Below are 25,623 nucleotides of genomic sequence, written 5' to 3' on the forward strand. Positions count from 1 at the left end.
CCGTCAGAGCTCGACGCCGTTGTCGGGATCGTTGACGCCGACGTTGCGCCCCCGGCTCGACTCGTAGGCGATGAGCCACCCGATCGACACGACGACCGCGAGCACGACGCCCAGCCACACGTTCTGGAGGACGAGGCCGACCAGGACGCCCAGCCCGAGCAGGACGACGGTGCCGAGGATCCAGTGGGTGCGGCCACGGGGCCAGCCGGTTGCGGGTTCGCTCATCCCCACAGACTACGGATGCCGGACATGGACGGGCCCGGGGAGCGCCGACGCTCAGCGGTCGCGGTGATCCTCGGGGTGCAGCCGCGGACCGCGACGGGGCTCCAGCGCCGAGCCGGCGTAGATGAGACGGATGACGCGCTGCCGGTGCCCCGCGAACGGCTCGAGCAGCTCGAGCATGCCGTCGTCGTCGGTGCGGTGGCCGGTGAGGGCGAAGCCCACCTGGTGAGCGAGGTGGTAGTCACCCACGCTCACGGCATCCGGATCCCCGAAGGCCCGGATACGCGTCTCGGCGCTCGTCCAGATGCCCACTCCGCGGAGGCTGATGAAGACCCGGTCGCGGGCTTCGCCGTCGGTGGCCGCCTCGGCCGCGCGGACGACGGAGGGGCCCCGGCGCGCGGTCTCGACGATGGTCCGGGACTGCGGGGGCTCGAGGCCGGCGCGATGCCACGCCCAGGACGGGACGTGACGCCAGCCGTCGATGTCGGGCGGGGCGAACATCGGTCGCGGCGTCGGCCCCGGCGCGCGCTCCCCGTACCAGGTGACGATGCTGCGCCACGCGGAGAAGGCCTGCATGCTCGTGACCTTCTGCTCCATGATGGCGCTGACCAGAGCGTCGAAGACGAGGTCGGTGCGTCCGATGCGCAGGTCGGGATGGCGGCGGTGCCACTCGGCGACGGAGGGATGCCGTGACGCGTCGAACCCGTCGGGCTCGTCGTCGCGTCCGCACAGCGCGGGCAGCTGATCGAGGGCCCATTCCGCGCCCGGGCCCCACGCGGCGGCGCGGACGGTGCCGCCCGCGGTCTGCCGGAGCGCGAGGGTCGCGACCCCCAGGGGTGTCCGGCTCGCCCGCCACACGACGCCGCCCGCCGAGAGCGGGGTGGTGGCCGTGAAGGTCGGGTCGTTGCCGCCGTGACGCTGAGCGAGGACGGCGCGACCCACGTCGGTCGGCACCGCGGGGCGGTACTCCGACTCGCGCGGCTTCTCGACCGGGACGGCGAGCTCGCGCTGCGGCTGTCGCGCGCGCACCCCGGTCGATCTCATGCCGACACCCTACGTCGGGGCGCCGACAACGCGGCATCCGGGGCGGTCGGGAACGGTGAGAACCGGTCAGAACCGGTCAGGCGACGGCGTTCCGTGTCCGTAGCGGATGGCGACGTCGGCATGGCGGTCGAACCGGTAGCCGACGCCGCGGACCGTGCGGACGATGTCCTCGTAGACGCCGAGCTTGGCCCGCAGGCGACGGACGTGCACGTCGATCGTGCGCTCGCCCGGGGCGTCGTCGTCGGCCGAGGCCTCCCAGAGGGATGCCACGAGCTCGGCCCGCTCGATCGTCCGACCCTCGCGCAGCACGAGGTACTGCAGCAGCTCGAACTCCTTGAAGGTGAACGCCGCGGACTCGCCGTCGATCAGCACGCGCTTGCGGGAGATGTCGACCACGACGCCGCCGGAGGCGCGGTCCTCCTCGGCCGGCTCGTCCTTGGTGCGGGCGACGGCGGAGGGCTCGTGCAGGGCGAGGCGGACGACGTCGACGTCGCGGCCGCCGGCGCCGGCGGGGGCGAGCGCCACGGTCGCGTAGGTCTCGGCGGCGGGGGCGAGCTCGCCGAGGGTGCGGCGCAGCGCCTCGACGAGCGTGCCCAGGCTCACGCCGGCGGCGGCGGCCTTGGCCTCGTCGATGCCGACGTAGAGGGCGAACCCTCGGGGCGCGGTGGTGGGCGCGGGCCGCGGGGCCGGAGCGGCGGGTCCGGCGGCCGGAGCAGCGGGTGCGGCGGCCGGCGCGGCGGCGGACTGCACGGTGCGGGGGGCCGGCGAAGCGGCGGACCGCACGGAGGGGGAGGCGGGGCGCGCGACGGCCGCGGGAGCGGCGGGGCGGGCGGTCGAGGAGGTCACGGGGCGGTCGAGCAGAGCGGAGGTCGACATGATGATGCAGTCCTTGGGGGTGGAACCCGGGCGTCGGTCGCGAAGCGGGTTCGACGGGAGGAGAAGGGCCGGAGGCCGGGGGTTCGACGCAGGGGACGCGTGATCGACGCGGGAGTCCTGCTGCCGGGGGACGGCTCGGCGTTCAGAAGCACGAGCGGTCGGACGAAGGTCGCTGTGTCAGCGGCACATTCGACAACACATGGCAACGCGGCCGGGCATCATCATGCCGGCAGTCCCGTTCGCCTCCACGGCGGACAGAGAGAGCGCGTTGACAGTCATGCGGCCGATTATGTCGTACCGAGTCCGAGAACGTCAAGTCGCCGGCCGTCGCCGGAAGTGCGCAGAGTGCACGGCCCACCGGGGCGCGAGAGGCGGGGGAGTGCGCAGAATGCCCGCTCGGAGCCCGTGGCATCCATCCGGCGTAGCCTGACGGCATGACCGATCTGCGTTTCGCCGACCAGAAGGACGCCTCCCGCTTCACGCTGCACCGCGGCGACGACCTCGTGTCGGTGCTGGACTACCGCGACGACGGCCGCACCATCGCGCTGACCCGCGCGTTCACGGTCCCGACGTTCCGCGGTCACGGCTACGCCGCCGTCGTCACGGAGCGGGCGGTGGACGCCATCGCCGAGGCGGGGGATCGCGAGATCCTCCCCGTGTGCTGGTACGTCGGCGAGTGGTTCGAGGCGCACCCGGAGCGCGCCGGTCTCCTGCACCGACGTCCCGCCGTCTGACGGTCGCGACCCGGCGCGGGCCTAGTCACCGGCCGTCCGAGGCGTCAACCCCTCTCAGGCGCACCCCCGCGGCGACGATGCTGGAGACGTCGAAAGGGGATGCCATGAGCGACGACCGTGATCTGCCCGAGGGTGTCATCGACGCCGACCCGCCCGGAGGGTGGGAGAGCGGCGCCACCGCGGACGGTGAGACGCGAGAGCAGAACGAGAACGCGAAGGGCTCGCCGCGTCTGAACGACGCGGCGCCCTCGGACCCGATCGAAGGCGATGCCGCGAGCCAGGGCATCGATCCCGACCTGAGCACGGAGGAATGACGATGTCCGACGCCACACGCGCCCCCCAGCCCTCGGAGCAGCCCGACGGCGGTGCCGGCGCGGCCGATTCCGTCGGCGGCGCGGTCCACGAGGACCGCAAGATGCCCGCGGAGCCCGACACCCAGGTCGCGCCGTCGCGCCCCGCCGAGCAGTCCGGCCCGATGATGGACACGCACGACACCGACGACGAGGCGCGGATCGCCGGCGTCGTCGTCCAGACCCGCGCCGACGTGGGCGACAAGTCGGAGGACCGCATCGCGGAGGTGCTGCGCCAGCGCTTCAGCGACATCGGCCTGGACCTCGGCGACGACCGCATCGCGGCATTGGCCGCCGAGGTCGCCAACGGCTGATCAGGCCGGGCGCGGCTCCCATCGGGAGACCGTCGCCAGGTCCGCGGCGAAGACGCAGGACGCATCGACGGTGGCTCCCCGCAGGACGGCGGGGAGCCACCGTCGTGCGTCGTCCCACATCCGGTCGTAGGGGACGGCGTCGAGCGCGAACCACGCCGGGCGCAGTTCGACGCTCTCGACCGGCCGGCCCCGCCAGCGGTCGGCGACGAACACGTGCGACCGCTGCGACCACGCGGGCCGATCCGGGAAGTGGTAGTCCAGGGCGCCGACGGGGCGGAGATCTGCCGGGGCCACCTCGACGCCGATCTCCTCGCGGACCTCGCGCACCGCGGCATCCACGGGGGTCTCTCCGGGCTCGAGCTTGCCGCCGGGCCCCACGAGGCGGCCCGCCCCGAGACCGGTCAGCTTCTCGCCGAGCAGGACCTCGCCCTCGGCGCCACCGCGGCGCAGGTAGACGACGGAGACCTCGGGCAGCATCCCGACACCTTATCCGGGCGTCCCGGGCGCCTGCGCGGCGTCCTGCGGGACCCGGGAGGGGGATGCCGCGGCGTCGGCGTCCCGGACCCGCGCGTGCCCTCGCGTCGATGTCGGAGGGGCGACGTACCGTGTTCTGCATGCGGATCCTCCACACGTCGGACTGGCACATCGGGCGGTCGTTCCACGGCCATTCCACGCTCGACGCGCTGGACGGGGTCCTGCAGGCGCTGGTCGCGCAGGTGCGGACGCACGCGGTCGACCTCGTCGTGGTCGCCGGCGACGTCTTCGACTCGGCGGCCCCGTCGGCGGCCTGTTATCCGCTGCTGTCGCGCACCCTGGCCGCGCTGACGGACGCGGGCGCCCGCGTCCTCGTCACGAGCGGCAACCACGACTCGGCCGCCCGCCTCGGCTTCCAGTCGGGGCTGCTGCGCGACGGGATCTCCGTCCTGACCGATCCCGCCTCCGTGGGCACGCCCGTCACGCTCGACGACGCCCACGGGCCGGTCCACGTGTACGGCATCCCGTACCTCGAGCCCGCCATCGTGCGGAACGTCTGGCCCGACGCCGAGCTGCGGACGCAGGCGCAGACGATGCGGCACGCGATGGAGCTCGTCCGCGCCGACCACGCGCGCCGCGGGGGCCGGGCGGTCGTCGCGGCGCACTGCTTCGCGGCGGGGGTCGACGCGACGCCGGGCGTCGAGCGCGAGATCCGTCAGGGCGGCCTCGACGTCGTCCCGCTGTCGACGTTCGACGGCCTGGACTACGTCGCCCTGGGGCACATCCACGGGCGTCAGCGCCTCGCCGACCACGTCCGCTACGCCGGTGCGCCGCTGCACTACAGCTTCGGCGAGGCCGGCAAGCCGCGCGGGTCGTGGCTCGTCGACCTCGACGCCGACGGGCTGGGGGCGGTCGAATGGCTCGAGCTGCCCGTTCCGCGTCCGCTGGTCACCCTCCGCGGCGCCCTCGACGACCTGCTCGCCGACGCCCGTCATGACGAGCACGTCGAGCACTGGGTCCGGGCCGAGTACACGGACGCGACGCCGCAGACCGATCCCATGCGTCGTCTCCAGGCGCGGTTCCCCTGGTGCGCCACCGTCGCGCACACCCCCGCCGTCACGCGCGAGGACGACGAGATCGGGTACGCGCGACGCGTGCGCGCCGCCCGCGACGAGGTCGAGCTCATCGACGCGTTCCTGGGCCACGTCCGCGAGGGCGAGGGCGCGTCCGACGCCGAGAGGGATCTGCTGCGCGAGGTGCTCGACGCCCGAACCGCGGCGGAGGCGCGCGCATGAAGCTGCACCGCCTCGAACTCGAGGGCTTCGGGCCGTTCCTGGAGAAGCAGGTCGTCGATCTCGACGCGTTCGCCGACGACGGGATCTTCCTCATCACCGGCCGGACCGGAGCGGGCAAGTCGAGCGTCCTCGACGGCATCTGCTTCGCGCTGTACGGCGGGGTGCCGCGGTACGACGGCGCGGACCGGCGGGTGCGCAGCGACCACTGCGGGCCGGACGACCCCACCCGGGTGACCGTGGAGTTCACCGCCGAGGGGCGACGGTGGCGGGTCACGCGCTCACCGGAGTACGAGCGCCCCAAGCGGCGCGGCGGCGGCATGACGAAGGAGGCCCACCGCGCGGGTCTCGAGGTCCTCGGCGAGGACGGCTGGAGCGGCGTGGCGGCGCGTCCCGTCGACGTCGCCGCGCACCTGGACGAGATCCTGGGGCTGACCCAGCAGCAGTTCCTCCAGGTCATCCTGCTCGCGCAGAACCGCTTCGCCCGGTTCCTCCTGGCCAAGAACGACGAGCGCCAGGGCCTGCTCCGCACCCTGTTCGGCACGCGGACGTTCGAGCAGTACGAACGCGCCCTCGACGACCGCCGCAAGGCCGCGGGCGAGGCGCTCGCCGCGGAGGGCGGCGAGGTCTCCACGCTGCTCGACGAGGCTCAGCGGCTCGCGGACGAGCTGACGCCGGACGAGGAGTCGGGAACGGCGGACGGGCCTGCGGGCGACGGTGCCCCGGCCCCATCCGTCGTGGAGCGACTGGCGCAGGTGGTGCGCGGGGTCGAACGCGCCGACTACCGCGTCGAGACGCTGGAGCGCGAACGCGACGACGCCGGCCGACTTCTGGACCGCGCGCTCGATCGCGAGCGGGAGGCGCGGGCGCTCCGCGAACGCCAGATCGAGCGGGTGCGGGCACGGTCCGCGCTCGCCGCTCTCGATGCCGGGACGCCGGAGATCGTCCGTCAGCGCGCCGAGCTGGAGGCGGCGAACGCCGCGGAGGCCCTTCGCGCACCCCTGGAGGCCGTCGAGCGCGCTCGGGGGGACGAGGCGGCGGCACGCGCCGCGTTGCAGCGGGCCGCCGCCGAGGCCCGGGCGCTCGGCGAGCTCCCGGCCGCTGAGGCGTCCGGGAGCGCCGCGGGTCCGGCGGAAGAAGCGTCCGACGCCGACGACGCGATCTCGGGCGAGGAGCTCGGCGCGCGGATCGACGCGCTGACGGCGACGGTCGCGCGCTGCGACGAGGCTTCCGGGCTCGAGGCGTCCGCGTCGGCGGCCGAGGCCGACGTGCGTGCACGCGAGCGGGCCGTCGCGGAGGCGGACGGAGCCCTCGCCGCCCTGGCCGAGCGACGTGCGGCCGTCCCGACGATGATGAGGCAGCTCGAGACGCGTCTGGAGACCCTCGCGGGTGCCGGTGCCCGGGCGGAGGCCGCGCGCGCCGCGGCGCAGCAGCTCTCCGGGCGTCTGGCGGCGGCACGCGAGGCGGAGCGGCTCGCGGCCGACCGCGACCAGGCGGAGCTCACCGCGCTGGTCCGTGCCGACGAGCTGCAGCAGGCCGTCCAGGCGTGGGCGGCGCTCCTGCGCCGTCGCCTCGCGGGAGCCGCGGGCGAGCTGGCGCGCGACCTCGTGCCGGGCGAGCCCTGCGCGGTCTGCGGCTCGCGGGAGCACCCGGAACCGGCGGACCACGAGGCCGCCCCCGTCACCGACGCGGAGATCGCGGCGGCCGAGCGGCGGAAGGACACCGCGGCGGAGGCCGACCGTCTGGCGTCCGACGCCGCCCGCGTCGCCCGGGACGTGCACGCCCTCGCCGCCGCGCGTGCGGGCGGGGAGAGCGTGCCCGCCCTGGCGGAGCGTCTCGACGAGGCGACGGCGCTCGTCGACGCCGCGACGGCCGAGGTCGCCGAGGAGGGCCGCGTCCGCGCCGAGCACCGGTCGCTGACCGAGCTGGAGGCGGCCGCGGCGGCCGAGTCCGACCGGCTCGCCGCCGAGCTCGTCGCCCAGCGGCAGGAGCTCGCGCTGGCGGTTCAGCGGGCGGAGGCGGCACGGTGGGGTCTCGACGAGGCGCGCGGGGGCTTCCCCACGGTGGCGGCACGCCGCGCCGACGCCGTGACACGGCGCGACGGCCTGCGCGCGCTCGCGGACGCCGGGACGGACCTCCGCACGCGCGTACGGGCCCGGGCGGAGGCGGGCGACGACCTGTCGGCACGTCTCGCCGGCAGCCCGTTCGACGACGCGTCGGAGGCGACGGCGGCGCTGCGCGACGCCGCGGAGCGCCGCCGGCTCGACACCCGCGTGCGCACCCACGAGAGCGCGGAGCGCGCCGCCCGGCAGAGGCTGCTGGAGCTCGAGCTCGCCCTCGTCGACGAACCGGACGAGCCGGTCGACCTGACCCCGGTGGTCGCCGCCGTCGCCGCCGCCCGTGCCGAGGCGAGCGCCGCCACGGCCGCCCACGCCGCGGCCGCGTCCGCCGCCGCCCGCCTCCGCGACCTGGCACAGCGCGCCGACGCCGGGCACGACGCGGTCGCGCGGCTCTCGGAGGAGCACGCCGTCATCGCCCGACTCGCGAACACGGTCGCGGGACGCGCCCCGAACACCCACCGCATGACGCTGGAGACGTTCGTGCTCGCCGCGGAGCTGGAGGAGATCGTCGTGGCCGCGAACCTGCGCCTCGAGCACATGTCCGGCGGGCGCTACCGGCTGCAGCACACGGATGCACTCGCCGCGCGCGGGGCCGCGAGCGGTCTCGGCCTGGAGGTCATGGATGCCTTCACCGGGCAGTGCCGACCGCCGCAGTCCCTCTCGGGGGGAGAGACGTTCCTCGCGTCGCTGGCGCTCGCGCTGGGCCTCGCCGAGGTCGTGACCGCGCGCGCGGGCGGCATCCGTCTGGACACGCTCTTCATCGACGAGGGCTTCGGCTCCCTTGACGACGAGACGCTCGATCTGGCGCTGCGGACACTCGACGAGCTGCGCCAGGGGGGTCGGACGGTCGGCGTCATCAGCCACGTCGCGGCGATGAAGGATCAGCTCCCCGCGCACCTGCGCGTCTCGGCGACGCCGCGGGGCCCGAGCATCATCCGGCAGGACGCCGCCGCGCTCGTGTGAGCCGCGCCCTCGCATCCGCGCCGTAGGCTGGCACCATGCGCAAGAGCACCCTGTGGACCGTCCTCGGCGTCATCGCGGCCATCGTCATCGCGTGGTTCCTGGTCAACATCCTCTTCTCGCTCGTCGCGTTCGTCTTCCGTCTCCTCGCGGTGGCCGTCGTCGCGCTCATCGTCTTCTTCGTGCTGCGCGCCGTCTTCGCGCGCCGCGACGTCGACTGACCCGCCAGCGCGGACCCGCTGGTGCCCTCGCCCCTTCCGCGCAACCCCGACCGGCCGCCTCCCGCGCGGGAGTAGCGTCGCGAGCGATGCCTGATCAGTCCGCGCCCGCCGGTGGCGCCCACCCGCCCACCCGCGACATCGTCCTCTCGCCGAAGCACCGCTGGCGCGCCTACTGGGTCGCCGTGTCCGTCGCCGCCCTGACGATCCTCGACCTGACCAAGGTCAACGTCGCCCTGCCCTCGATCGAGGCGGCCCTGGGCGCGGGCCCCACCGAGCTGCAGCTCGTCGTGTCGGGCTACATCCTCACGTTCGGCCTCGTGCTCGTGCCCGCCGGGCGACTCGGCGACCTGCGGTCGCGCCGGGTGCTCTTCCTCGTAGGCCTGTCGCTGTTCCTCGTCACGAGCCTCGCGTGCGCCCTCGCGCCGAACACGGCGGTCCTGCTGACCGCGAGGCTGCTGCAGGGCGTGGCTGCCGGTATCCAGATGCCGCAGGTCCTCGGGCTCGTGCAGCAGCTGTTCCAGGGCAAGGAGCGGGGCCGCGCCTTCGGGCTGTTCGGCGCGACGATCGGCATCGCGACGGCCTTCGGCCCCACCCTCGGCGGCCTCCTCATCGCCCTCGGCGGCGACACCGACGGGTGGCGCCTGATCTTCTGGATCAACATCCCCCTCGTCGCGATCGTGATCGCCCTCGCCGCCTGGCTGCTTCCCGCCACCCGGGAGAAGTCCCACCGCCGCCTCGACCTCGACCCGGTCGGCGTCCTGCTCTTCGGGCTGACGATCATCGCGCTGATGTGGCCGTTCCTGTTCACGACGGGATCACCCGACGACGACCCCCGCCGGTGGTGGCTGCTGGTGGTGTCCGTGCTGTTCGCGGCGGTCTTCGTCTTCTGGGAGCGCCGCTACGCCGACCGCGGCGGGTCGCCCCTCATGCCGTTCTCGATCTTCCGGCTGTCGTCGTACCGCAACGGCGTGCTGATCTCCACCGCGTACTTCTCGGCGATCCCCGCGATGTTCCTCCTCGGCACGCTCTACCTGCAGGGAGGTCTCGGCCTCGAGCCGGTGTTCGCCGGGATGGTGACGATCGGCTTCGCCGTGGCATCCGCGTGGAGCTCCTGGATCGGCGGGAACCTCGTCATCCGCCTGGGGCGCCCCCTCGTGGTCGCGGGGATCGTGGGCATGGTCGCGACGGCCGGGGGACTGGTCCTGGCGGCGGTGTTCACCGCCCCGGAATGGACGCCGTGGGTGATGGCCGGGGTGATGGTGCTCGGCGGCTTCGCCGGCGGCCTGGTGATCTCGCCCAACCAGACGCTGACGCTCGCGGACATCCCGGTCGCCAGCGGCGGCGTCGCCGGCTCGGTCGGCCAGCTCGGTCAGCGCATCGGCACGGCCGTGGGCACGGCGATCGCGCTCGCCCTCTTCTACGCGACGGTCTACCGGGAGCAGGACACCGAGGAGACCCTCACGGTCTTCCACGACGCCTACGCGAGCGGGATGATCGCCGTCGGGGTGTTCCTGGGGCTCGCCCTCGTCATCGGCGTCGTCGACCTCACGAGACGCGCCCGCCGCGGATCGCAGACGCCCTGAGGTCGTCGGGGATGTCGCGGATGGATGCCGCCGGTCAGACCCCGTAGCGCTCGCGCACGACCGTGCGCAGCTGGTGGCTGCAGCGTTCCACGACCTCATCCCAGACCTGCGTCGCTCCGTCCTGGGCGCGGTCGGACACGGCCCGCAGGATGCGGATGGGGACGCCGAACTGCTGGGCGACCCAGATCAGCGCGTAGGACTCCATGTCGACGAGACGGGCGTCGAGCGCGCGGACGAGGGCGACGGTCTCGGCGTCGTCGACGAAGTGGTCGCCCGTGGCGATCACCAGGCCGTCGACCCCGGTCTCCACGCGCGCGGGAAGGGACGCGTGCTGCCCGAAGACGCCGTCCAGGTCCTTCACGTCGTGCTGGATGGCGGCGGCGATGTCGTACACCCCGCCCTCCACCTCGGGGTCGATGGCGCCGGCCGTGCCGACGACGACGATCTCGTCGTACGTGCGGCCGCTCAGTGCGCGGGTGAGGGCGTAGGCCGCGGGGATCTTGCCGACACCGGTCAGCAGACGGTCGAACCCGGGCAGGTCCTCCTCGAACGCGACGAGCTCGGACACGTGGGCGGCGACGAGGAGCTTCACCCCTCCATCATGGCCGGTCCGCCGGGCCCGAGATCACACGTTCAGGACTGGGCGGCGGCGGACAGACGCGCGACCTCGTCGTCCGACAGCTCCAGGCGCGCGCTCGCCAGCAGGTCGGCGACCTGCTCGGGCTTCGACGCGCTCGCGATCGGCGCGGCCACCGTGGGCTGCCGGCGCAGCCACGCCAGGGCCGTGGAGGCGATTGAGGCGTCGTGGGCGGCGCCCACCTCCTCGAGCGCGTCGATCAGGGCGAGGCCGGCGGGAGTGGCCAGCTTCGCGGCGGTGCCCGCGCGGGGCGAGGAGCCGGCGGCATCCGGGGTGCGGTACTTGCCGGTGAGGAATCCGCTCGCGAGGGCGTAGTACGGAACGAGCGAGAGGCCGAACTCCTCGGCGACGGGGACGATCTCGCTCTCCACCTCGGTGCGGTGGACGAGGTTGTAGTGCGGCTGGACGGCGACGGGCAGGGCGGCGCCGGAGGACTGCGCGAGCGAGATCCACTCGCGGATGCGCTCCGCCGTGTAGTTCGACACGGCGACGTGACGGACGAGGCCGTCCCGGACGAGGTCGGCGAAGGCGCCGACCGTCTCCTCGAGCGGGGTCTCGGGGTCGTCGAAGTGCGCGTAGTAGAGGTCGATCGCCTCGACGCCGAGGCGGGAGAGGGATGCCTCGGCGGCGGCGCGGACGTTCGACGCGGACAGCCCGCGGAAGTCGGGGTGGGTGCTGACCTTGGTCGCGATGACGACGTCGGCGGGCTTGCGCGAGGCCAGCCACTCGCCGATGAGGGTCTCGCTCTCGCCGCCGCTGTTGCCGGGGACCCAGGCGCTGTAGCCGTCGGCGGTGTCGATGAAGTCGCCGCCGCCCGCGTGGAACGCGTCGAGCACGGCGAAGGAGGTGTCGCGGTCGGCCGTCCAGCCGAAGACGTTCCCGCCGAGCGAGAGGGGGAGGATGTCGAGGTCGCTCTGTCCGATGCGCGTCATGATGCCCTTCCAGGTCGTGTGGATCTGGAGAATGTCAACGACCCGCGGCGTGGAGAATTCCGCGGCGCGCCGCCGTGCACCGTCTCATCCCCGGGCGGATCGGTGGGGGCGCGCGTCAGCTGCCGGACAGGATGCCGACCAGGCCGCTGCCGATGAGCCAGAGGCCGACGGCCGAGACCGCGACCCAGATGACGATGGTGCCCGGCGGGTACTTGCGGCCGCCGCCGCCCTCGGGGGCGCTCACGAGCGCACCATCATGACGATCGAGACGGCGATCACGGCGACGCCGCCGACGAGGCCGATGACCCCGATGACCGGTCCGCCGCCGCCGAGGATCGCGGCGAGGCCGACCGCGACGAACAGGGCGCCCAGGATCAGACCGACCACCTGGTACACCCGGTACCGGCCGTTGCCGCCGATGCTTCTGTCGCCGCTCACCCGTTCGCCTCCCGGGATCAGCGTAGCGAATGCCGTGGACATGTCCCGGCGCGAGGGCGTGACCACCGGCGGGCGCTGCGTAGCGAATGCCGTGGACATGTCCCGGCGCGAGGGCGCGACCACCGGCGGGCGCTGCGTAGCGAATGCCGTGGACATGTCCCGGCGCGAGGGCTTGACCACCGGCGGGCGCTGCGTAGCGTGGAGGGATGGCGCGTCCCGTACCCCACCCGATCCGTCCCGGCCAGCTCTCGGTGTGGGACTTCCCCCGGCCGCCGCGCGTGGAGCGCGTCCCCGGCCGCGTGCAGATCGACTTCGGCGGTGTGCGCATCGCCGACACCGACGACGTCGTGCGCGTGCTCGAGACGAGCCATCCGCCGGTCTACTACCTGCCGATCGACGCCTTCGGCGACGCGCTCACCCTGGGCCAGGGGGCGTCGTTCTGCGAGTTCAAGGGCGGGGCGCGATACTTCGACGTCCATGGCGGCGGAGGCCTGGTCGCGGAACGGGCGGCGTGGAACTACCCGTCGCCGATGCCCGGCTACGAGGTCCTCGCCGATCGCGTCGCGGTGTACGCCGGCCCGATGGACCGCTGCATCGTGAACGGCGAAGTCGTCGAGCCGCAGCCGGGCGGCTTCTACGGCGGATGGGTGACGTCGGACCTCGCCGGCCCGTTCAAGGGCGTCCCGGGCTCGATGGGCTGGTAGCCCCGCGCGGGCGGCCCGACGCGGCCACGGCGGGCGACCCGAGCGCGCCGAACGACCCGAGCGCGCCGACGCGGCCACGGCGGGCGACCCGAGCGCGCCGAACGACCCGAGCGCGCCGACGCGGCCACGGCGGGCGACCCGAGCGCGCCGAACGACCCGAGCGCGCCGACGCGCCCGCGGGTCAGTCCTCGAACGCCTGCGGCACCGCGGCGTGCAGGTCGGCGAGCCACACCCGCGCGTTCCCGTCCGACGGGGCGCGCCAGTCGCCGCGCGGCGACAGCGAGCCTGCGGGGGACACCTTCGGGCCGTTGGGGATGGCGGTGCGCTTGAACTGCGCGAAGCCGAAGAACCGCTGCAGGAACACCTCGAGCCACCGTGCGACGGTGACCAGGTCGTAGGACGGGCGCTGACCTTCCGGGTATCCCGGAGGCCACGTCCCGGCATCCGGATCCCCCCAGGCCCGGGCGGCGAGGAACGCGATCTTCGACGGCCGGAAGCCGTAGCGCAGCACGTGGTACAGCGTGAAGTCGTGGAGGTTGTAGGGGCCGATGCGATCCTCCGTGGACTGCATCCGTCCGTCCTGACCGGCCGGCACCAGCTCGGGGCTGATCTCGGTGTCGAGGACGGCCTGCAGCACCTCGACGGTGGCGGCGCTGAGCTCCCCGGCGGAGATGACCCACCGGATGACGTGCTGGATGAGGGTCTTCGGCACCCCCGGGTTCACGGAGTAGTGGCTCATCTGGTCGCCGACGCCGTACGTCGACCAGCCCAGCGCGATCTCGGACAGGTCGCCGGTGCCCACGACGATGCCGCCGTTCTGGTTCGCCAGGCGGAAGAGGTAGTCGGTGCGCAGACCGGCCTGCACGTTCTCGAACGTGACGTCGTGCACGGGCTCGCCCGCGGCGAACGGGTGCCCCATGCGCGCCAGCATCTCGGATGCCGCCGGGCGGATGTCGATCTCCTCGATGGACGCCCCGACGGCCTCGGCGAGGGCGATGGCGTTGCGCTTGGTCCGCTCGCTCGTGGCGAAGCCGGGCAAGGTGTAGGTGAGGATGTCGCTGCGCGGCCGGCCCATGCGGTCCATGGCCCGCGCGATGACGAGGAGGGCGTGCGTGGAGTCGAGTCCGCCGCTGACGCCGAGCACCGGCTTGGGGTTCCCGATGGCCTGCAGGCGCTGCACGAGACCCGACACCTGGATGTTGAACGCCTCGTAGCAGTCCTGCGCGAGGCGGGACGGGTCGTCGGGGACGAACGGGAAGCGGTCGAGGGCGCGGCGCAGGCCGATGTCGGCCGCCGGGGGAGCCAGCTCGAACGTCACGGTGCGGAACCGCGGCCGGGTCGTGCGCCGGTTGTCGTCGAAGGTGCCCTGGCGGAGGCGGTCCTGCCGCAGGCGGTCGAGGTCGACGTCGGCGACGCTCCGCCGCGGACCGTCGGGGAACCGCTCGGTGGTCGTGAGCAGCTGCCCGCCCTCGTAGATCATGGTCTGGCCGTCCCACGAGACGTCGTTGGTCGACTCGCCCTGCCCCGCGGCGGCGTACACGTACGCGGCGAGGCAGCGGAGCGACTGGGACTGCGACAGCAGTGACCGGTCGTCGGCGCGGCCGATCGTGATGGGGCTGCCGGAGAGGTTCGCGAGCACGGTGGCGCCGGCCAGCGCGGCCCCGGACGACGGCGGGATCGGCACCCACACGTCCTCGCAGACCTCGGCGTGCACGGTCAGCCCGGGGACGTCGACCGCGTCGAAGAGCAGGTCGGGGCCGAAGGGCGCCGTCTGCCCGGCCACGACGATGAGCTCGTCCGACCGGTCGTCACCGCGGGCGTACCACCGGTGCTCGTAGAACTCCCGGTAGGTCGGCAGGTACGACTTCGGTGCGACGCCCAGCACCCGGCCGCGGTGGATCACGACCGCGCAGTTGTAGAGGCGGTTGCCGCTGCGCAGCGGCGCACCCACCAGCAGCACGGGCAGAAGGTCGACGGATGCCGCGACGATGCGACCCACCGCCGCCTCGACCGCGTCGAGCAGAGGGTCCTGCATGACCAGGTCGTCGATGGCGTAGCCGGACAGACACAGCTCCGGGAACACGGCCACGGCGACGCCCTCGTCGTGGCAGTCGCGCGCCGAGGCGAGGACGGCGTCGGCGTTGCGGGCGGGGTCCGCCACCGCGACGGGGATCGTGCACGCGGCGACGCGCGCGAACCCGTGCCGGTAGACGCTCTCGAACGGCAGGTCGGTGCTCACCCGTTCAGTCTGTCAGGTGCTCCCGACAGGGGGCGGCCGGATCGCGCAGGGCCCCGTCCGGGCGCCGCGACCGCCGATGTCGGCGCCCCGGATTACCGTGGGGGATCATGCGGTACATCGAGCACGACGGTCGGATCGTCTGGAGCGCCAGCGACCTCAAGGCGGCAGCCGAATGCGAGTTCGCGTGGCTGCGGGCCATCGACGCGAAGATCGGCCGCATCGCGCCCGTCGACGACCCCGAGGACGCCACGCTCGAGCGCGCGGCCCGCCTCGGCACCGCGCACGAGCTGCGCGTGCTCGACGACTACCGGGCCCGTTTCGGCGCGGCCGTGCGCGAGATCCCCGAGACGCGCTCGTCGGATGCGGCGGCGCTCGCCGAGGCGGTCCGCCTCACCGGCGACGCCCTGGCCGACCCGGACGTCGAGGTCGTCTACCAGGCGGCGTTCGCCACCGAGGAGTTCGTCGGGTTCGCCGACTTCCTCGTCCGCGAGCCGGATCGGGGCGACGGGATGCCACGTCGCTGGGTCGTGCAGGACACCAAGCTCGCCCGCCGGGCCCGGGTCACCGCCCTCATGCAGCTCGCCGCCTACGTCGACCAGCTGGACCGCCTCGGCGTCCCCCGCGCCGACGACGTGCAGCTCCTCCTCGGCGACGGGTCGGTCAGCGAGCACCGTGTCGACGACCTCCTGCCGGTGTTCGGCCTGCGCCGGGCCCGGCTGCGCGCCCTCATCGCGGACCGCGCCGTCGGTCTCGGCACCGGCGGCCCCGTCATCCCGTGGGGCGACCCGCGCGGCGATCTCGCCGTCATCGCGTGCGGGCGGTGCGCCACGTGCGAGCTCGAGGTCGTCGCCCACCGCGACCTCCTCCTCGTGGCGGGCATGCGCCCCGTCCAGCGCGAGCGTCTGCGCGCCGGCGGGCTCGAGACGATCGACGCGCTCGCCGCCGCCGCGACGGGTCCGAGCGCGATGAGCGCCGACACGTTCCAGTCGCTGCGCACGCAGGCCCGGCTGCAGCTCGCGAGTCCGGCCGGCGTGCCCGGGGACGAGGCGGACGCCGACCCGCACGCCGTCCCCACCTTCGAGGTCGTCGCCCCCAAATCGCTCGGCGTGCTGCCCCGTCCGGACCACGGCGACCTCTTCTTCGACTTCGAGGGCGACCCGCTCTACACGGAGGGCGCCGGCGCGCACTGGGGCATCGACTACCTGTTCGGGTGGGTCGACAGCCGCGAGACGTACGGCGCGCTGTGGGCGCACACGTTCGACGAGGAGCGGGCGGCGCTGGAGCGCTTCCTCGACATGGTGGCGGTGCGGCGCGAGCGGTTCCCCGGCATGCACATCTACCACTACGCGCCCTACGAGCCGACGCACCTGCTCACGATGGCGGCACGGTACGGGGTGCGCGAGGCGGACGTCGACCGGCTGCTGCGCGACGGCGTCTTCGTCGACCTGTACCCGGTCGTCCGTCGTGCGCTCCGCGTCGGATCGCGGTCGTACTCCATCAAGAAGCTCGAGCCGCTGTACATGGGCGACGAGGTGCGCACGAGCGACGTGCAGCGCGGTGACGACTCCATCGTCAAGTACGTGGAGGCGCGGGCGCTCGCGGCGGACGGCGACGCGGACGGGGCGCGACGCGTGCTCGACGACCTCGCGGACTACAACCGCTACGACTGCGTCTCGACCCGTCGCCTGCGCGACTGGCTCGTCGAGCGCGCCCGCGAGTCGGGCGCCGTCCCGGCCCGTGGCGCCGAGCCCGACGAGCAGGCCTACGAGCCCTCGCCCCGCGCGACGGCGCTGCAGCGGTGGGCGGCCGATGCCGACGAGGCGGACGCGGTCGCCCTGCGGCTGGCGGCCGCCGCGATCGACTACTACCCGCGCGAGGAGAAGACGTACTGGGCCACCCACTTCCTGCGCCTGCGCGAGCCGGTGTCGGTGTGGGAGGAGACCCGCGACGTGGTCGTCGTCGACGCCGCCCGCTCCCGCGTGGTGGCGGACTGGCACATCGCCGAGTCCGGCCGCGGCGCGGAACGCCGCCTCATCGAACTGCGCGGCGAGCTCGCCCCTGGTACGCGTCTCAGCGTCGACGGCGAGCCGTTCGCCGTCTACGACCTGCCGGCGCCGTTCCCGATGGAGACCCGGCCGCGCTGGATCCACGGCGCGCGGCGGGTCACCGTCCGCGAGGTGCTCGACGACGGGGCCGTCGTCGAGGAGGTCGCGGCCGACGGCGTGACGTGGGACGAGCTGCCGCTGGCCCTGACGCCGCCCGCACCGCCTCGGGCCGGCAACCAGCAGAAGGCGATCGACGCCTGGGCCGACGCCGTGCTGGCGGCGGCGCCGCGGATCCCGCAGGGCCCGGCCGCCGACATCCTGCGTCGCGTGCCGCCGCGCACGCGGTCCGGCGCGCTCGCCGCGGTCACCGGCGTCACCGCCGCCCCCGTCGCCGGGGCCGCGGGCGGGGGCCCCGCCACCGCCGAGCCACTCGACGAGGTCGGGGCCATCACCCGCAGCGTGGCGGACCTCGACCACAGCTACCTCGCGGTGCAGGGCCCTCCCGGCACGGGCAAGACCTACGTCGGCTCCCACGTCATCGCGCGTCTCGTCGCCGAGCGCGGGTTCCGCGTCGGCGTGGTCGCGCAGTCGCACGCGACCGTCGAGAACATGCTCGACCGGGTGGTCGATGCCGGCGTCCCGGCGTCGCGGGTCGGCAAGGCGCCGAAGGATCCCGCGGCCGCGCACGCCTTCACGGTGCTGCCGAAGAACGGCATCGCCGCCTTCACGGCCGAGAACGCCGCGACGGGCTTCGTCGTCGGCGGGACGGCCTGGGACTTCAGTCACGAGGGCCGCCTGCCGCGCGGCAGCCTCGACCTGCTCGTCATCGACGAGGCGGGGCAGTTCTCGCTGGCATCCACGATCGCCGTCTCCCTCGTGGCCCAGCGCCTGCTGCTGCTCGGCGACCCGCAGCAGCTGCCGCAGGTCAGCCAGGGCACCCACCCGGAGCCCGTCGACACGTCCGCGCTGGGGTGGATCATCGACGGTGCCGAGGTCGTGCCCGCGGAGCTCGGCTACTTCCTCGCGCGCACCCGGCGCATGCACCCGGACGTCGCCGAGCCCGTATCGCGCCTGTCGTACGAGGGGCGCCTGGCCGCGCACCCCTCCACGGCGCTGCGCACCCTGGACGGGGTCGAGCCGGGCGTGCACGTGCGCCCGGTGCGTCACACCGGCAACGCGACCTGCTCGCCCGAGGAGGCGGCGGAGGTCGTGCGCATCGTCGCAGACCTCGTGGGGCGTCGGTGGACCGGTGCGGAGGGCGGCGCCGGCGACACCGCGGTCCGGCACGAGCCCCGGCCCCTGCGGGCCGACGACATCATCGTGATCACGCCCTACAACGCACAGCAGGTGGCGGTCGAGGAGGCACTGGCCGCGGCCGGGTTCGCCGACGTGCCGGTCGGCACGGTGGACCGGTTCCAAGGCAAGGAGGCGGTGGTCGCGGTCCTCACCCTCGCCGCGTCCTCCGGCCGGGAGGCTCCCCGCGGGCTCGAGTTCCTCCTCCTGCGCAACCGGATCAACGTCGCGATCTCGCGCGCGATGCAGGCGGCGTACGTGGTCTTCTCGCCCGCACTGCTCGACGACCTCCCGCGCACGCCGGAGGGAGTCGCCCGCCTCAGCGCGTTCGCGCGCCTCGTCGAGGCCGATGTGCGCGAGCCGGCCGTCGTCTGAGGGCGGCCCAGCCGACATCGGCGGGCGCCCTCACCGGCGATGTGCGCGAGCCGGCCGTCGTCTGAGCCGCGGGGCGCGGCTCAGGCCGTGCCGTAGAGGCGGTCGCCGGCGTCGCCGAGACCGGGCACGATGTAGCCCTTCTCGTTGAGGCGCTCGTCGACCGCGCCCAGCACGAGCGTGACGTCGTGCCCCTCGACCTGCTTCTCGATGGCCGCGACGCCCTCGGGCGCCCCGAGCAGGCAGATCGCGGTGACGTCCTGCGCGCCGCGGGCGAACAGGAAGTTGATGGCCGCGCCGAGCGAGCCGCCGGTGGCGAGCATCGGGTCGAGCACGAAGCACTGACGGTCGCTGAGGTCGTCCGGCAGCCGCTCGGCGTAGGTGGTCGGCTCGAAGGTCTCCTCGTCGCGGACCATGCCGAGGAAGCCGACCTCGGCCGTCGGGAGGAGCTTGACCATGCCCTCGAGCATGCCGAGACCGGCACGCAGGATGGGGACGACGATCGGACGGGGCTCGCTGATCTTCACCCCGGTGGTGGTGGTGACCGGGGTCTGGATCTCGACGGGGTCGACGCGGACGTTGCGGGTCGCCTCGTACGCGAGGAGCGTCACGAGCTCCTCGGTCAGCTGGCGGAACACCGGCGACGACGTCTGCACGTCACGCAGCACCGTGAGCTTGTGGGTGATGAGCGGGTGATCGGCGACGTGGACACGCATAGGCTCAAGGCTAGCCGTTCCACCCGCGCGCCCGACCCCGGCGTCGCACTTCCCGTCCCGGAGGACCGTGACCCCGCTCGCCGCCGACCTCGACGCGATGCGCCGTGCCCTCGTGCTGGCAGGGGAGGCCGCGGCGGAGGGCGACGTCCCGGTGGGGGCGGTGGTCCTGGGGCCCGACGGCCGGGTCCTCGGCGAGGGGCGGAACCTGCGCGAGCGGACGGGCGACCCGACCGCGCACGCGGAGGTCGTCGCGCTGCGCCGCGCCGCCGACGCTCTCGGCTCGTGGCATCTCGCGGACTGCACCCTCGTCGTCACGCTGGAGCCGTGCGTCATGTGCGCGGGCGCCGTCCTGCAGGCGCGCGTGCCGCGGGTCGTCTTCGGATCCTGGGATGCCAAGGCCGGCGCGGCCGGATCGATGTACGACGTGCTCCGCGACCGGCGCCTGCCGTACCGGGTCGAGGTGGTCGGCGGGGTCGCCGAGGAGGAAGCGTCGGCCCTGCTGCGGGCGTTCTTCGAGGACCGCCGCGGGGACTGACGGCCCGGACGCGCCCGGCTCAGCGGGGGAGGAGCGGCAGCAGCTCCGCGCCCACCTGGTCGGCGTGGTCCACGTCGCGCAGGTCGAGCAGCTGGAAGTAGACGCGCTGTGCGCCCCGCGCCGCGAGCCGCTCCACGCGCTCAGCGACCTCCGCGGGGGTGCCGATGAGGTTGGCCCCGTTGTCGAACTGCGCCCGGGTCTGACCGATCGCGGCGACGCGGCGCTCGATCTCGGCGTCGTCCGTGCCGATGATCGTCGGGAGCGCGACCGACAGCTTGAGCGACCCGGGGTCGCGGCCGATGGTGTCGCAGGCGCGGCGCACCCCGTCGAACTTCTCCGCGACGACGTCCTCGGTCACGAAGCCGATGTTGAACTCGGTGGCGTAGCGCGCTGCGAGCAGGGGGGTGCGCTTCGGGCCGCCGCCGCCGACGATGACCGGCACGGGCGTCTGCACCGGCTTCGGCAGGGCGGGGGCGGCATCCAGTCGATGATGCGCGCCGTCGAACGAGAAGGTCTCGCCGACCGGTGTGGACCACAGTCCGGTGACGATCTGCAGCTGCTCCTCGAGGAGGTCGAAACGCTTGTCGGGGAACGGGATGCCGTAGGCGGCATGTTCGCGCGCGAACCATCCGGTGCCGAGCCCGAGCTCGACGCGTCCGCCGGACATCGCGTCGACCTGGGCGACCTGGATGGCGAGGATCGCGGGCACCCGGTAGGTGACCGACGACACGAGGGTGCCGAGGCGGATGCGGGAGGTCTCGCGGGCGAGGCCGGCGAGGGTGGTCCACGCGTCGGTGGGCCCGGGCAGCGGGTCGCCGTCGGCCATGCGCAGGTAGTGGTCGGAGCGGAAGAACCCGTCCAGGCCGTGCTGCTCGGCGGACCGGGCGAACGCGAGCTGGTCGTCGTACGAGAACCCCTCCTGGGGCTCGGTGAACAGGCAGTACTCCACAAAGGGCTCCTCGGGGTGGGCGGATCAGTCGGCCGAGCGCAGGATGATCGCCTCGGTCGGCGGCGCGGGGTCGGCGGGGCGCCCGACGTAGCCGATGTGCTCCAGCAGCGCCCGACGGAACTGCGCGGGCCGTTCCAGGTGCACGGCGTGCCCGGCGTCCTCGACGGCGAGCTCGGTGACCGCGCCCCCGGCCGCCGCGTAGTCGGCGAGCACGTCGCGGGTCTGCGAGACCATCGGCTGGGCGGGAGCGGCGTCGGCGCCGGACCACCCGGGGACAACGCCGAGCGCGCCCAGGTGGTGCACGTCCGAGAACGAGGTGTCCGACACGACGGCGTCGGCGGTGCCGTGGATCCACAGCACCGGCGGCTTGTCGGCGATGTCGACGATCGCGGAGAGGTCGAGGTGGGTGGGCGCGATCGCGTTGAGCACGCCGGTCGTCCCCGGTGCGAACCCGGGCCAGGTCGCGACGGTTCGTGCGTCGCCGGGGTAGTTGCCGCCGGCGGTGGAGGTGCTGAGCATGGCCTCCACCCACACGTCCTCGTGCTCGGAGCGGTAGTCCGACGAGACGTAGCTCGAGCGGAACACCGAGCGGGGGGAGGTGGGGGCGTCGTCGGTGGCGTCGCGGGCGGTGAGCCGCTGCACGAAGTCGGGGTTGGCCGCACCCGCACCGGTGCCCGCGCCGTCCTCGGACACGAGGGAGCCGTCCCGGCGCGTACCGCCGAACCCGTACGGCGACAGGGGCGCCTGGAGGGTCAGCGAGAGCACGGGGTGGTCGAGCGCGTACTGCAGGACGACGGCGCCGCCGAGGGCCCACCCTACGAGGTGCACCGCGTCGAGGCCGAGGGTCTGAAGGGTCGCGTGCAGGTCGTCGCTGAAGTCGCGGACGCCGCGGGTGGCGTCGATGGGGGAGTGCTCGGTGCCGCCGAAGCCGCGCAGGTCGACCGCGAGCACGCGCAGGTCGCTCGGCAGGTCCTGCATGATCTCCTGCCAGAACAGCGACGAGGCGACGCTGCCGTGCACGAGCACGACCGTCTGCTCGGCCACCGTCGCGGGTTCGTCGCCGGCGCGCTCGAGCACGTTCACGCTCAGCCGACCGGTGTCGACGAGGCGGGCGGCGATGCCGTCGAAGAGAGTCATGCGAGGTCCTCCGGGTCGAGCGCGGAGCCCCGGTACCCCGCGCGCTCCCGACTCTAACGCGCCCCCCTTCGGCCCGCACTCAGGGTTGCCCGCGTCGGGCGAGGCGGTGTTCGTAGACTGGGGAGCATGACGGATGCCACCGGGTCCCTGCCTTCGATCGCCGTTCTCGGCGCCGGCTCGATGGGCGGTGCGATCCTGCGCGGCCTCGTGACGGCCGGGCTCTCCGGCGGGGGGATCGTCGCGACGAATCGGTCGATCGCGAAGGCCGCCGAGCTGGCGGATCTCGAGGGCGTGACGAGCATCGCCCTCGAGGCGAACGCGGACGGCAACGCCGAGGCCGTGGCATCCGCCGACATCGTCCTCATCGGGGTCAAGCCGGCCATGGTGCCCGACCTCCTCGACGAGATTCGGCCGCACCTGCGTCCCGGCGCGGTCGTCGTGAGCCTGGCGGCCGGCGTCACCCTCGCCACGTTCGCCGACCGTCTGGGCGCGGACGTCGCGACACTGCGGTCGATGCCGAACACGCCGTCGCTCGTCGGCAAGGGCGTGACGGGGCTCGCCGCGGGTCCGAGCGCGTCCGAGGAGCAGGTCGCAGTCGTGCGTCGCCTGTTCGAGACCGTCGGCGCCGTGCTGGAGGTGCCGGAGTCGCAGATCGACGCGCTGTCGACCATCTCGGGGTCGGGCCCCGCCTACGTGTTCCTGCTGGTCGAGCAGTTCACCGCGGCCGCTGAAGCGATGGGCTTCTCGACGGCCGACGCGCGCCTCCTCGCCGAGCAGACCTTCATCGGGGCGACGGTGCTGATGGATGCCTCCGAGCACGACCCCGCCGAGCTCCGACGTCGCGTGACGAGCCCGAAGGGCACCACCGAACGGGCGGTCGCCGTGCTGCAGGAGGCGCGCCTGGACCGGACGTTCACCGAGGCCGCCGAGGCCGCGCTGGCGCGGGCCCGGGAGCTCGCCGCCGGGAGCTGACATGCGACTGCGGTTCTCGGGGGAGATCTGGTTCTGGCGCGGTCCCGCGCCGTTCCACTTCGTCACCGTCCCGGAGCGGGAGGCCGCGAGGATCGCCGAGGTCGCCCCCGTCGTGACGTACGGCTGGGGGATGATCCCCGCCGCTGTCACGATCGGCCGCACGCGTGTGACGACGTCGCTCTGGCCGAAGGACGGCGGCTACGTCGTGCCGATCAAGAAGGCGCTGCAGGATGCCGAGGGCGTCGCCGTGGACGATGTGGTCGAGCTCGAGCTCGACATCGACGCCTGAGCGTCGCCGAAGGCGCGACCTGCAGCGCCCGCCGGGGCCCCGCGATCAGCGGTCGAGCGCCGCGAACCGCTCGATGTCGCTGTTGGTCCCCGACACGATGATGAGGTCGTGATTCGTGACCACGGTGTTCGCCTCGGCGTAGCGGAACGGGCGGCCCGGGCTCTTCACCCCGACGACCGTGACGTTGTACTTCGAGCGCACGCCCGACTCGTTCAGGCCCACGCCGCGGACCAGCTTGGGCGGGTACATCTTGGCGAGGACGAAGTCGTCGTCGAAGCGGATGAAGTCCAGCATGCGACCGCTCACGAGGTGCGCGACGCGCTCGCCGGCCTCGCGCTCGGGGTAGATGACGTGGTTCGCCCCGACGCGCGACAGGATCTTGCCATGCGACTGCGAGACCGCCTTCGCCCAGATCTGGGGGACCTTGAGGTCGACGAGGTTGGCGGTGATGAGGACGGACGCCTCGATGAGCGACCCGACGGCGACGACGGCCACCTGGAAGTCCTGGGCGCCGATCTGACGCAGCGCATCGATGTTGCGGGCGTCGGCCTGTACGGCGTGGGTGACGCGCTCGGACCACTTCTGCACGAGCTCGAGGTTGCCGTCGACGGCGAGCACGTCGCGGTCGAGCCGGTCCAGCTCCCCGGCGCAGGCGGCGCCGAAGCGGCCCAGTCCGATCACGAGGACGGGCGCGTCGCTGCGAATCCGTTCAACCAACGATCGGCCTTTCCACGGGCAGCGCGTAGAGCTGCGAACGAGAGGACGCGGCGACGGCCGCGGCGAGTGTCACAGTACCAATGCGCCCCATGAACATGGTCACGGCCAGCACGTAGACGGCGGGGTCGGGGAGCTCGGCGGTCAGGCCCGTGGACAGCCCCACGGTGGCGAAGCCGGAGATGACGTCGAACAGGACGTACTCGATCGGGGCGTTCGTGATCCGGCTGATGATGACGGTCGACAGCGCCACGATGGTCGCGCCCCAGGCCACGACCGACAGGGCGACGCGCTGGACGTCGCTGGGGATCCGGCGGCCGAACGCCTGCACCGCGGGGCGTCCCTTCGCCTCGGACCAGACGGCCAGCGCCAGCACGGCGAGCGTCGTCACCTTGATGCCGCCCGCCGTCGAGGCGGAACCGCCGCCGACGAACATGAGCATCGACCCGACGATGAGGGTCGCGCCGTTGAGGTCGCCGATGTCGATGACGGAGAAGCCGCCCGACCGGGTCATCGCGGAGAGGAAGAGGGCCTGGAACGTCGTGTCCCAGGCGTCCATGCTCCCGAAGGTGGACGGGTTGTCGTATTCCAGCAGGAGAATGACCGCGGCGCCGGCGAAGAAGAGGATCACGGTCGTGATGATCGTGAGCTTGGCGTGCAGCGACCACCGCCGGAAATGCCAGTAGTGGCGCCACAGGGTGAAGATGACCGGGAAGCCGATCGACCCGAGGAAGACGCCCACCATGAGCACGGTGAGCAGGTAATAGTCCTGCGCGAACGGGGTGAGGCCCTCGGCGTTGGGCACGAAGCCGGTGTTCGTGAACGCCATGGCGGCGTAGTAGGGCGCCTCCCACAGCGCCACGAAGGGGTCGATGCCGCCGACCAGGAGCGCCGGGTAGATGAGGACGGTGAGGGCCGCCTCGATGACCAGCGTCGACAGGGCGACGGTCCGCAGCAGCTGACCGACCTCGCCGAGCCGGACGGTCTGCCCCTCGTTGACGGGCCCGCCGTGGACGCGGAGCGGGTTGCTGTCGCCCGCGGCGATGAGCTTGGCGCGCAGACCGAGGCGCTTCGAGATGACGAGACCGAGGATGGATGCCAGGGTCAGCACGCCCAACGCGCCCACGTTGACGCCGATGTAGGTGATGACGTGCCCGAGCGGCGACCAGTGCGTGTACATGTTCACCGTCGAGAGGCCGGTGACGCAGATCGTGGAGACCGCGGTGAAGAGCGCGTCCGCGAGGGAGGTGCGCTGCCCGTCCGCGGCGGCCGCCGGGAGCGAGAACAGCGCGGTGAACAGCAGGATGAGCGTCACGAAGACGAGCACCGCGAAACGGGCGGGGGAGGCGGTCGTGAGGGTCCGGAGCGCGTCCCACGCCTCGTATGCGATGCGCCGTACGCGCACTCCGGCACGTCGGTCGCTCGGCGTCGCCGCCATGCCCACTCCCTCTCTGCCGGAAC

General features: G+C 73.6%; 26 protein-coding genes. 12 read left to right on the forward strand and 14 right to left on the reverse strand.

Annotated features, from left to right (window positions below):
- Positions 1-3 precede the first annotated feature (3 nt).
- From MRBLMI1_RS12040 to MRBLMI1_RS12050, 3 genes are all read right to left on the reverse strand, one after another.
- Complete coding sequence (locus tag MRBLMI1_RS12040) at positions 4-225, reverse strand: hypothetical protein (protein ID WP_367733135.1); 222 nt, start codon at positions 223-225, stop codon at positions 4-6.
- 51 nt (positions 226-276) lie between these two features.
- On the reverse strand, positions 277-1,266 hold the full coding sequence (locus MRBLMI1_RS12045) for a DNA-3-methyladenine glycosylase family protein (RefSeq protein WP_367733140.1): 990 nt from the start codon (positions 1,264-1,266) through the stop codon (positions 277-279).
- Positions 1,267-1,332: 66 nt separating this feature from the next.
- Positions 1,333-2,142: a winged helix-turn-helix domain-containing protein gene (locus tag MRBLMI1_RS12050; protein ID WP_367733142.1), complete on the reverse strand. Its 810-nt coding sequence runs from the start codon at positions 2,140-2,142 to the stop codon at positions 1,333-1,335.
- Positions 2,143-2,576: 434 nt separating this feature from the next.
- Here MRBLMI1_RS12050 and MRBLMI1_RS12055 point away from each other — a divergent pair, with 434 nt between their 5' ends.
- The 3 genes from MRBLMI1_RS12055 (at position 2,577) to MRBLMI1_RS12065 (ending at position 3,540) form a co-directional block, all read left to right on the forward strand.
- Positions 2,577-2,876: a GNAT family N-acetyltransferase gene (locus MRBLMI1_RS12055; protein ID WP_367733144.1), complete on the forward strand. Its 300-nt coding sequence runs from the start codon at positions 2,577-2,579 to the stop codon at positions 2,874-2,876.
- Between the two features lie 104 nt (positions 2,877-2,980).
- Positions 2,981-3,190: a hypothetical protein gene (locus tag MRBLMI1_RS12060; RefSeq protein WP_367733146.1), complete on the forward strand. Its 210-nt coding sequence runs from the start codon at positions 2,981-2,983 to the stop codon at positions 3,188-3,190.
- A gap of 2 nt (positions 3,191-3,192) precedes the next feature.
- The gene (locus MRBLMI1_RS12065) at positions 3,193-3,540 is read left to right on the forward strand and encodes a hypothetical protein (protein ID WP_367733148.1); all 348 of its coding nucleotides are present in this window, start codon (positions 3,193-3,195) and stop codon (positions 3,538-3,540) included.
- Here MRBLMI1_RS12065 and MRBLMI1_RS12070 read toward each other — a convergent pair whose 3' ends face one another.
- Positions 3,541-4,017, reverse strand: a complete 477-nt coding sequence (locus tag MRBLMI1_RS12070) for an 8-oxo-dGTP diphosphatase (protein WP_367733150.1) — start codon at positions 4,015-4,017, stop codon at positions 3,541-3,543. It lies immediately after the preceding gene.
- Between the two features lie 137 nt (positions 4,018-4,154).
- Here MRBLMI1_RS12070 and MRBLMI1_RS12075 point away from each other — a divergent pair, with 137 nt between their 5' ends.
- From MRBLMI1_RS12075 to MRBLMI1_RS12090, 4 genes are all read left to right on the forward strand, one after another.
- Positions 4,155-5,309 (forward strand): exonuclease SbcCD subunit D, encoded by a 1,155-nt coding sequence (locus MRBLMI1_RS12075; RefSeq protein ID WP_367733152.1) that lies wholly within the window; start codon positions 4,155-4,157, stop codon positions 5,307-5,309.
- Positions 5,306-8,389, forward strand: coding sequence for an AAA family ATPase (locus MRBLMI1_RS12080; protein ID WP_367733154.1), 3,084 nt, complete (start codon positions 5,306-5,308; stop codon positions 8,387-8,389). Before MRBLMI1_RS12075 ends, MRBLMI1_RS12080 begins: the two co-directional genes overlap by 4 nt.
- A gap of 35 nt (positions 8,390-8,424) precedes the next feature.
- A complete protein-coding gene (locus tag MRBLMI1_RS12085; protein WP_367733158.1) occupies positions 8,425-8,607 on the forward strand; it encodes a hypothetical protein in 183 nt (60 codons plus the stop codon).
- A gap of 86 nt (positions 8,608-8,693) precedes the next feature.
- On the forward strand, positions 8,694-10,190 hold the full coding sequence (locus MRBLMI1_RS12090; RefSeq protein ID WP_367733160.1) for an MFS transporter: 1,497 nt from the start codon (positions 8,694-8,696) through the stop codon (positions 10,188-10,190).
- Between the two features lie 34 nt (positions 10,191-10,224).
- Here MRBLMI1_RS12090 and MRBLMI1_RS12095 read toward each other — a convergent pair whose 3' ends face one another.
- The 4 genes from MRBLMI1_RS12095 to MRBLMI1_RS12110 all read right to left on the reverse strand — a co-directional run bounded on the left by MRBLMI1_RS12095 (position 10,225) and on the right by MRBLMI1_RS12110 (position 12,197).
- Positions 10,225-10,782: a nucleosidase gene (locus MRBLMI1_RS12095; RefSeq protein WP_367733162.1), complete on the reverse strand. Its 558-nt coding sequence runs from the start codon at positions 10,780-10,782 to the stop codon at positions 10,225-10,227.
- 41 nt (positions 10,783-10,823) lie between these two features.
- Complete coding sequence (locus MRBLMI1_RS12100) at positions 10,824-11,759, reverse strand: aldo/keto reductase (RefSeq protein WP_367733164.1); 936 nt, start codon at positions 11,757-11,759, stop codon at positions 10,824-10,826.
- Positions 11,760-11,874: 115 nt separating this feature from the next.
- On the reverse strand, positions 11,875-12,003 hold the full coding sequence (locus MRBLMI1_RS12105) for a hypothetical protein (RefSeq protein WP_367733166.1): 129 nt from the start codon (positions 12,001-12,003) through the stop codon (positions 11,875-11,877).
- Positions 12,000-12,197, reverse strand: a complete 198-nt coding sequence (locus tag MRBLMI1_RS12110; RefSeq protein WP_367733168.1) for a hypothetical protein — start codon at positions 12,195-12,197, stop codon at positions 12,000-12,002. The genes MRBLMI1_RS12105 and MRBLMI1_RS12110 overlap by 4 nt, the downstream gene beginning before the upstream one ends.
- A gap of 206 nt (positions 12,198-12,403) precedes the next feature.
- On the opposite strand from MRBLMI1_RS12110, the gene MRBLMI1_RS12115 reads away from it, so the two are divergent.
- Positions 12,404-12,901: a DUF427 domain-containing protein gene (locus MRBLMI1_RS12115; RefSeq protein ID WP_367733170.1), complete on the forward strand. Its 498-nt coding sequence runs from the start codon at positions 12,404-12,406 to the stop codon at positions 12,899-12,901.
- 181 nt (positions 12,902-13,082) lie between these two features.
- On the opposite strand, the gene MRBLMI1_RS12120 is transcribed toward MRBLMI1_RS12115, so the two are convergent.
- Positions 13,083-15,140 (reverse strand): NAD(+) synthase, encoded by a 2,058-nt coding sequence (locus tag MRBLMI1_RS12120; protein ID WP_367733174.1) that lies wholly within the window; start codon positions 15,138-15,140, stop codon positions 13,083-13,085.
- 107 nt (positions 15,141-15,247) lie between these two features.
- On the opposite strand from MRBLMI1_RS12120, the gene MRBLMI1_RS12125 reads away from it, so the two are divergent.
- Entirely contained in the window at positions 15,248-18,853 is a 3,606-nt protein-coding gene (locus MRBLMI1_RS12125) for a TM0106 family RecB-like putative nuclease (protein ID WP_367733176.1), read from the forward strand.
- Between the two features lie 80 nt (positions 18,854-18,933).
- On the opposite strand, the gene upp is transcribed toward MRBLMI1_RS12125, so the two are convergent.
- On the reverse strand, positions 18,934-19,566 hold the full coding sequence (gene upp / locus MRBLMI1_RS12130) for a uracil phosphoribosyltransferase (RefSeq protein ID WP_367733180.1): 633 nt from the start codon (positions 19,564-19,566) through the stop codon (positions 18,934-18,936).
- Between the two features lie 97 nt (positions 19,567-19,663).
- Here upp and tadA point away from each other — a divergent pair, with 97 nt between their 5' ends.
- Positions 19,664-20,101, forward strand: a complete 438-nt coding sequence (gene tadA / locus MRBLMI1_RS12135; protein ID WP_367733687.1) for a tRNA adenosine(34) deaminase TadA — start codon at positions 19,664-19,666, stop codon at positions 20,099-20,101.
- A gap of 19 nt (positions 20,102-20,120) precedes the next feature.
- Here the strand turns inward: tadA and MRBLMI1_RS12140 are convergent, their stop codons facing one another.
- Both MRBLMI1_RS12140 and MRBLMI1_RS12145 read right to left on the reverse strand, forming a co-directional pair.
- Positions 20,121-21,050, reverse strand: coding sequence for an LLM class F420-dependent oxidoreductase (locus tag MRBLMI1_RS12140; RefSeq protein WP_367733182.1), 930 nt, complete (start codon positions 21,048-21,050; stop codon positions 20,121-20,123).
- A gap of 24 nt (positions 21,051-21,074) precedes the next feature.
- Positions 21,075-22,187 carry an alpha/beta hydrolase gene (locus MRBLMI1_RS12145; protein WP_367733184.1) on the reverse strand — a complete coding sequence of 371 codons (1,113 nt, stop codon included), beginning with the start codon at positions 22,185-22,187 and terminating at the stop codon, positions 21,075-21,077.
- A 126-nt stretch (positions 22,188-22,313) separates the two neighbouring features.
- On the opposite strand from MRBLMI1_RS12145, the gene proC reads away from it, so the two are divergent.
- Positions 22,314-23,159 carry a pyrroline-5-carboxylate reductase gene (gene proC / locus MRBLMI1_RS12150; protein WP_367733186.1) on the forward strand — a complete coding sequence of 282 codons (846 nt, stop codon included), beginning with the start codon at positions 22,314-22,316 and terminating at the stop codon, positions 23,157-23,159.
- 1 nt (position 23,160) lies between these two features.
- Positions 23,161-23,448, forward strand: coding sequence for a DUF1905 domain-containing protein (locus tag MRBLMI1_RS12155; RefSeq protein ID WP_367733188.1), 288 nt, complete (start codon positions 23,161-23,163; stop codon positions 23,446-23,448).
- Positions 23,449-23,493: 45 nt separating this feature from the next.
- Here the strand turns inward: MRBLMI1_RS12155 and MRBLMI1_RS12160 are convergent, their stop codons facing one another.
- Both MRBLMI1_RS12160 and MRBLMI1_RS12165 read right to left on the reverse strand, forming a co-directional pair.
- Positions 23,494-24,165 carry a potassium channel family protein gene (locus tag MRBLMI1_RS12160; RefSeq protein ID WP_367733190.1) on the reverse strand — a complete coding sequence of 224 codons (672 nt, stop codon included), beginning with the start codon at positions 24,163-24,165 and terminating at the stop codon, positions 23,494-23,496.
- A complete protein-coding gene (locus MRBLMI1_RS12165) occupies positions 24,158-25,600 on the reverse strand; it encodes a TrkH family potassium uptake protein (protein WP_367733192.1) in 1,443 nt (480 codons plus the stop codon). Before MRBLMI1_RS12165 ends, MRBLMI1_RS12160 begins: the two co-directional genes overlap by 8 nt.
- Between the last annotated feature and the right edge of the window lie 23 nt (positions 25,601-25,623).

Source organism: Microbacterium sp. LMI1-1-1.1 (assembly GCF_040815675.1).
Taxonomy (GTDB): Bacteria; Actinomycetota; Actinomycetes; order Actinomycetales; family Microbacteriaceae; genus Microbacterium.

Excerpts from the sequence above, each read along its gene's own strand:
- MRBLMI1_RS12075 (WP_367733152.1), top strand. The coding sequence starts at position 4,155 with ATGCGGATCCTCCACACGTCGGACTGGCACATCGGGCGGTCGTTCCAC.
- MRBLMI1_RS12050 (WP_367733142.1), bottom strand. The coding sequence starts at position 2,142 with ATGTCGACCTCCGCTCTGCTCGACCGCCCCGTGACCTCCTCGACCGCC.
- MRBLMI1_RS12045 (WP_367733140.1), bottom strand. The coding sequence starts at position 1,266 with ATGAGATCGACCGGGGTGCGCGCGCGACAGCCGCAGCGCGAGCTCGCC.
- tadA (WP_367733687.1), top strand. The coding sequence starts at position 19,664 with ATGCGCCGTGCCCTCGTGCTGGCAGGGGAGGCCGCGGCGGAGGGCGAC.
- MRBLMI1_RS12065 (WP_367733148.1), top strand. The coding sequence starts at position 3,193 with ATGTCCGACGCCACACGCGCCCCCCAGCCCTCGGAGCAGCCCGACGGC.
- MRBLMI1_RS12040 (WP_367733135.1), bottom strand. The coding sequence starts at position 225 with ATGAGCGAACCCGCAACCGGCTGGCCCCGTGGCCGCACCCACTGGATC.
- upp (WP_367733180.1), bottom strand. The coding sequence starts at position 19,566 with ATGCGTGTCCACGTCGCCGATCACCCGCTCATCACCCACAAGCTCACG.
- MRBLMI1_RS12125 (WP_367733176.1), top strand. The coding sequence starts at position 15,248 with ATGCGGTACATCGAGCACGACGGTCGGATCGTCTGGAGCGCCAGCGAC.
- MRBLMI1_RS12165 (WP_367733192.1), bottom strand. The coding sequence starts at position 25,600 with ATGGCGGCGACGCCGAGCGACCGACGTGCCGGAGTGCGCGTACGGCGC.
- MRBLMI1_RS12090 (WP_367733160.1), top strand. The coding sequence starts at position 8,694 with ATGCCTGATCAGTCCGCGCCCGCCGGTGGCGCCCACCCGCCCACCCGC.
- MRBLMI1_RS12145 (WP_367733184.1), bottom strand. The coding sequence starts at position 22,187 with ATGACTCTCTTCGACGGCATCGCCGCCCGCCTCGTCGACACCGGTCGG.
- MRBLMI1_RS12085 (WP_367733158.1), top strand. The coding sequence starts at position 8,425 with ATGCGCAAGAGCACCCTGTGGACCGTCCTCGGCGTCATCGCGGCCATC.
- MRBLMI1_RS12115 (WP_367733170.1), top strand. The coding sequence starts at position 12,404 with ATGGCGCGTCCCGTACCCCACCCGATCCGTCCCGGCCAGCTCTCGGTG.
- proC (WP_367733186.1), top strand. The coding sequence starts at position 22,314 with ATGACGGATGCCACCGGGTCCCTGCCTTCGATCGCCGTTCTCGGCGCC.
- MRBLMI1_RS12100 (WP_367733164.1), bottom strand. The coding sequence starts at position 11,759 with ATGACGCGCATCGGACAGAGCGACCTCGACATCCTCCCCCTCTCGCTC.
- MRBLMI1_RS12155 (WP_367733188.1), top strand. The coding sequence starts at position 23,161 with ATGCGACTGCGGTTCTCGGGGGAGATCTGGTTCTGGCGCGGTCCCGCG.
- MRBLMI1_RS12060 (WP_367733146.1), top strand. The coding sequence starts at position 2,981 with ATGAGCGACGACCGTGATCTGCCCGAGGGTGTCATCGACGCCGACCCG.
- MRBLMI1_RS12055 (WP_367733144.1), top strand. The coding sequence starts at position 2,577 with ATGACCGATCTGCGTTTCGCCGACCAGAAGGACGCCTCCCGCTTCACG.
- MRBLMI1_RS12070 (WP_367733150.1), bottom strand. The coding sequence starts at position 4,017 with ATGCTGCCCGAGGTCTCCGTCGTCTACCTGCGCCGCGGTGGCGCCGAG.
- MRBLMI1_RS12080 (WP_367733154.1), top strand. The coding sequence starts at position 5,306 with ATGAAGCTGCACCGCCTCGAACTCGAGGGCTTCGGGCCGTTCCTGGAG.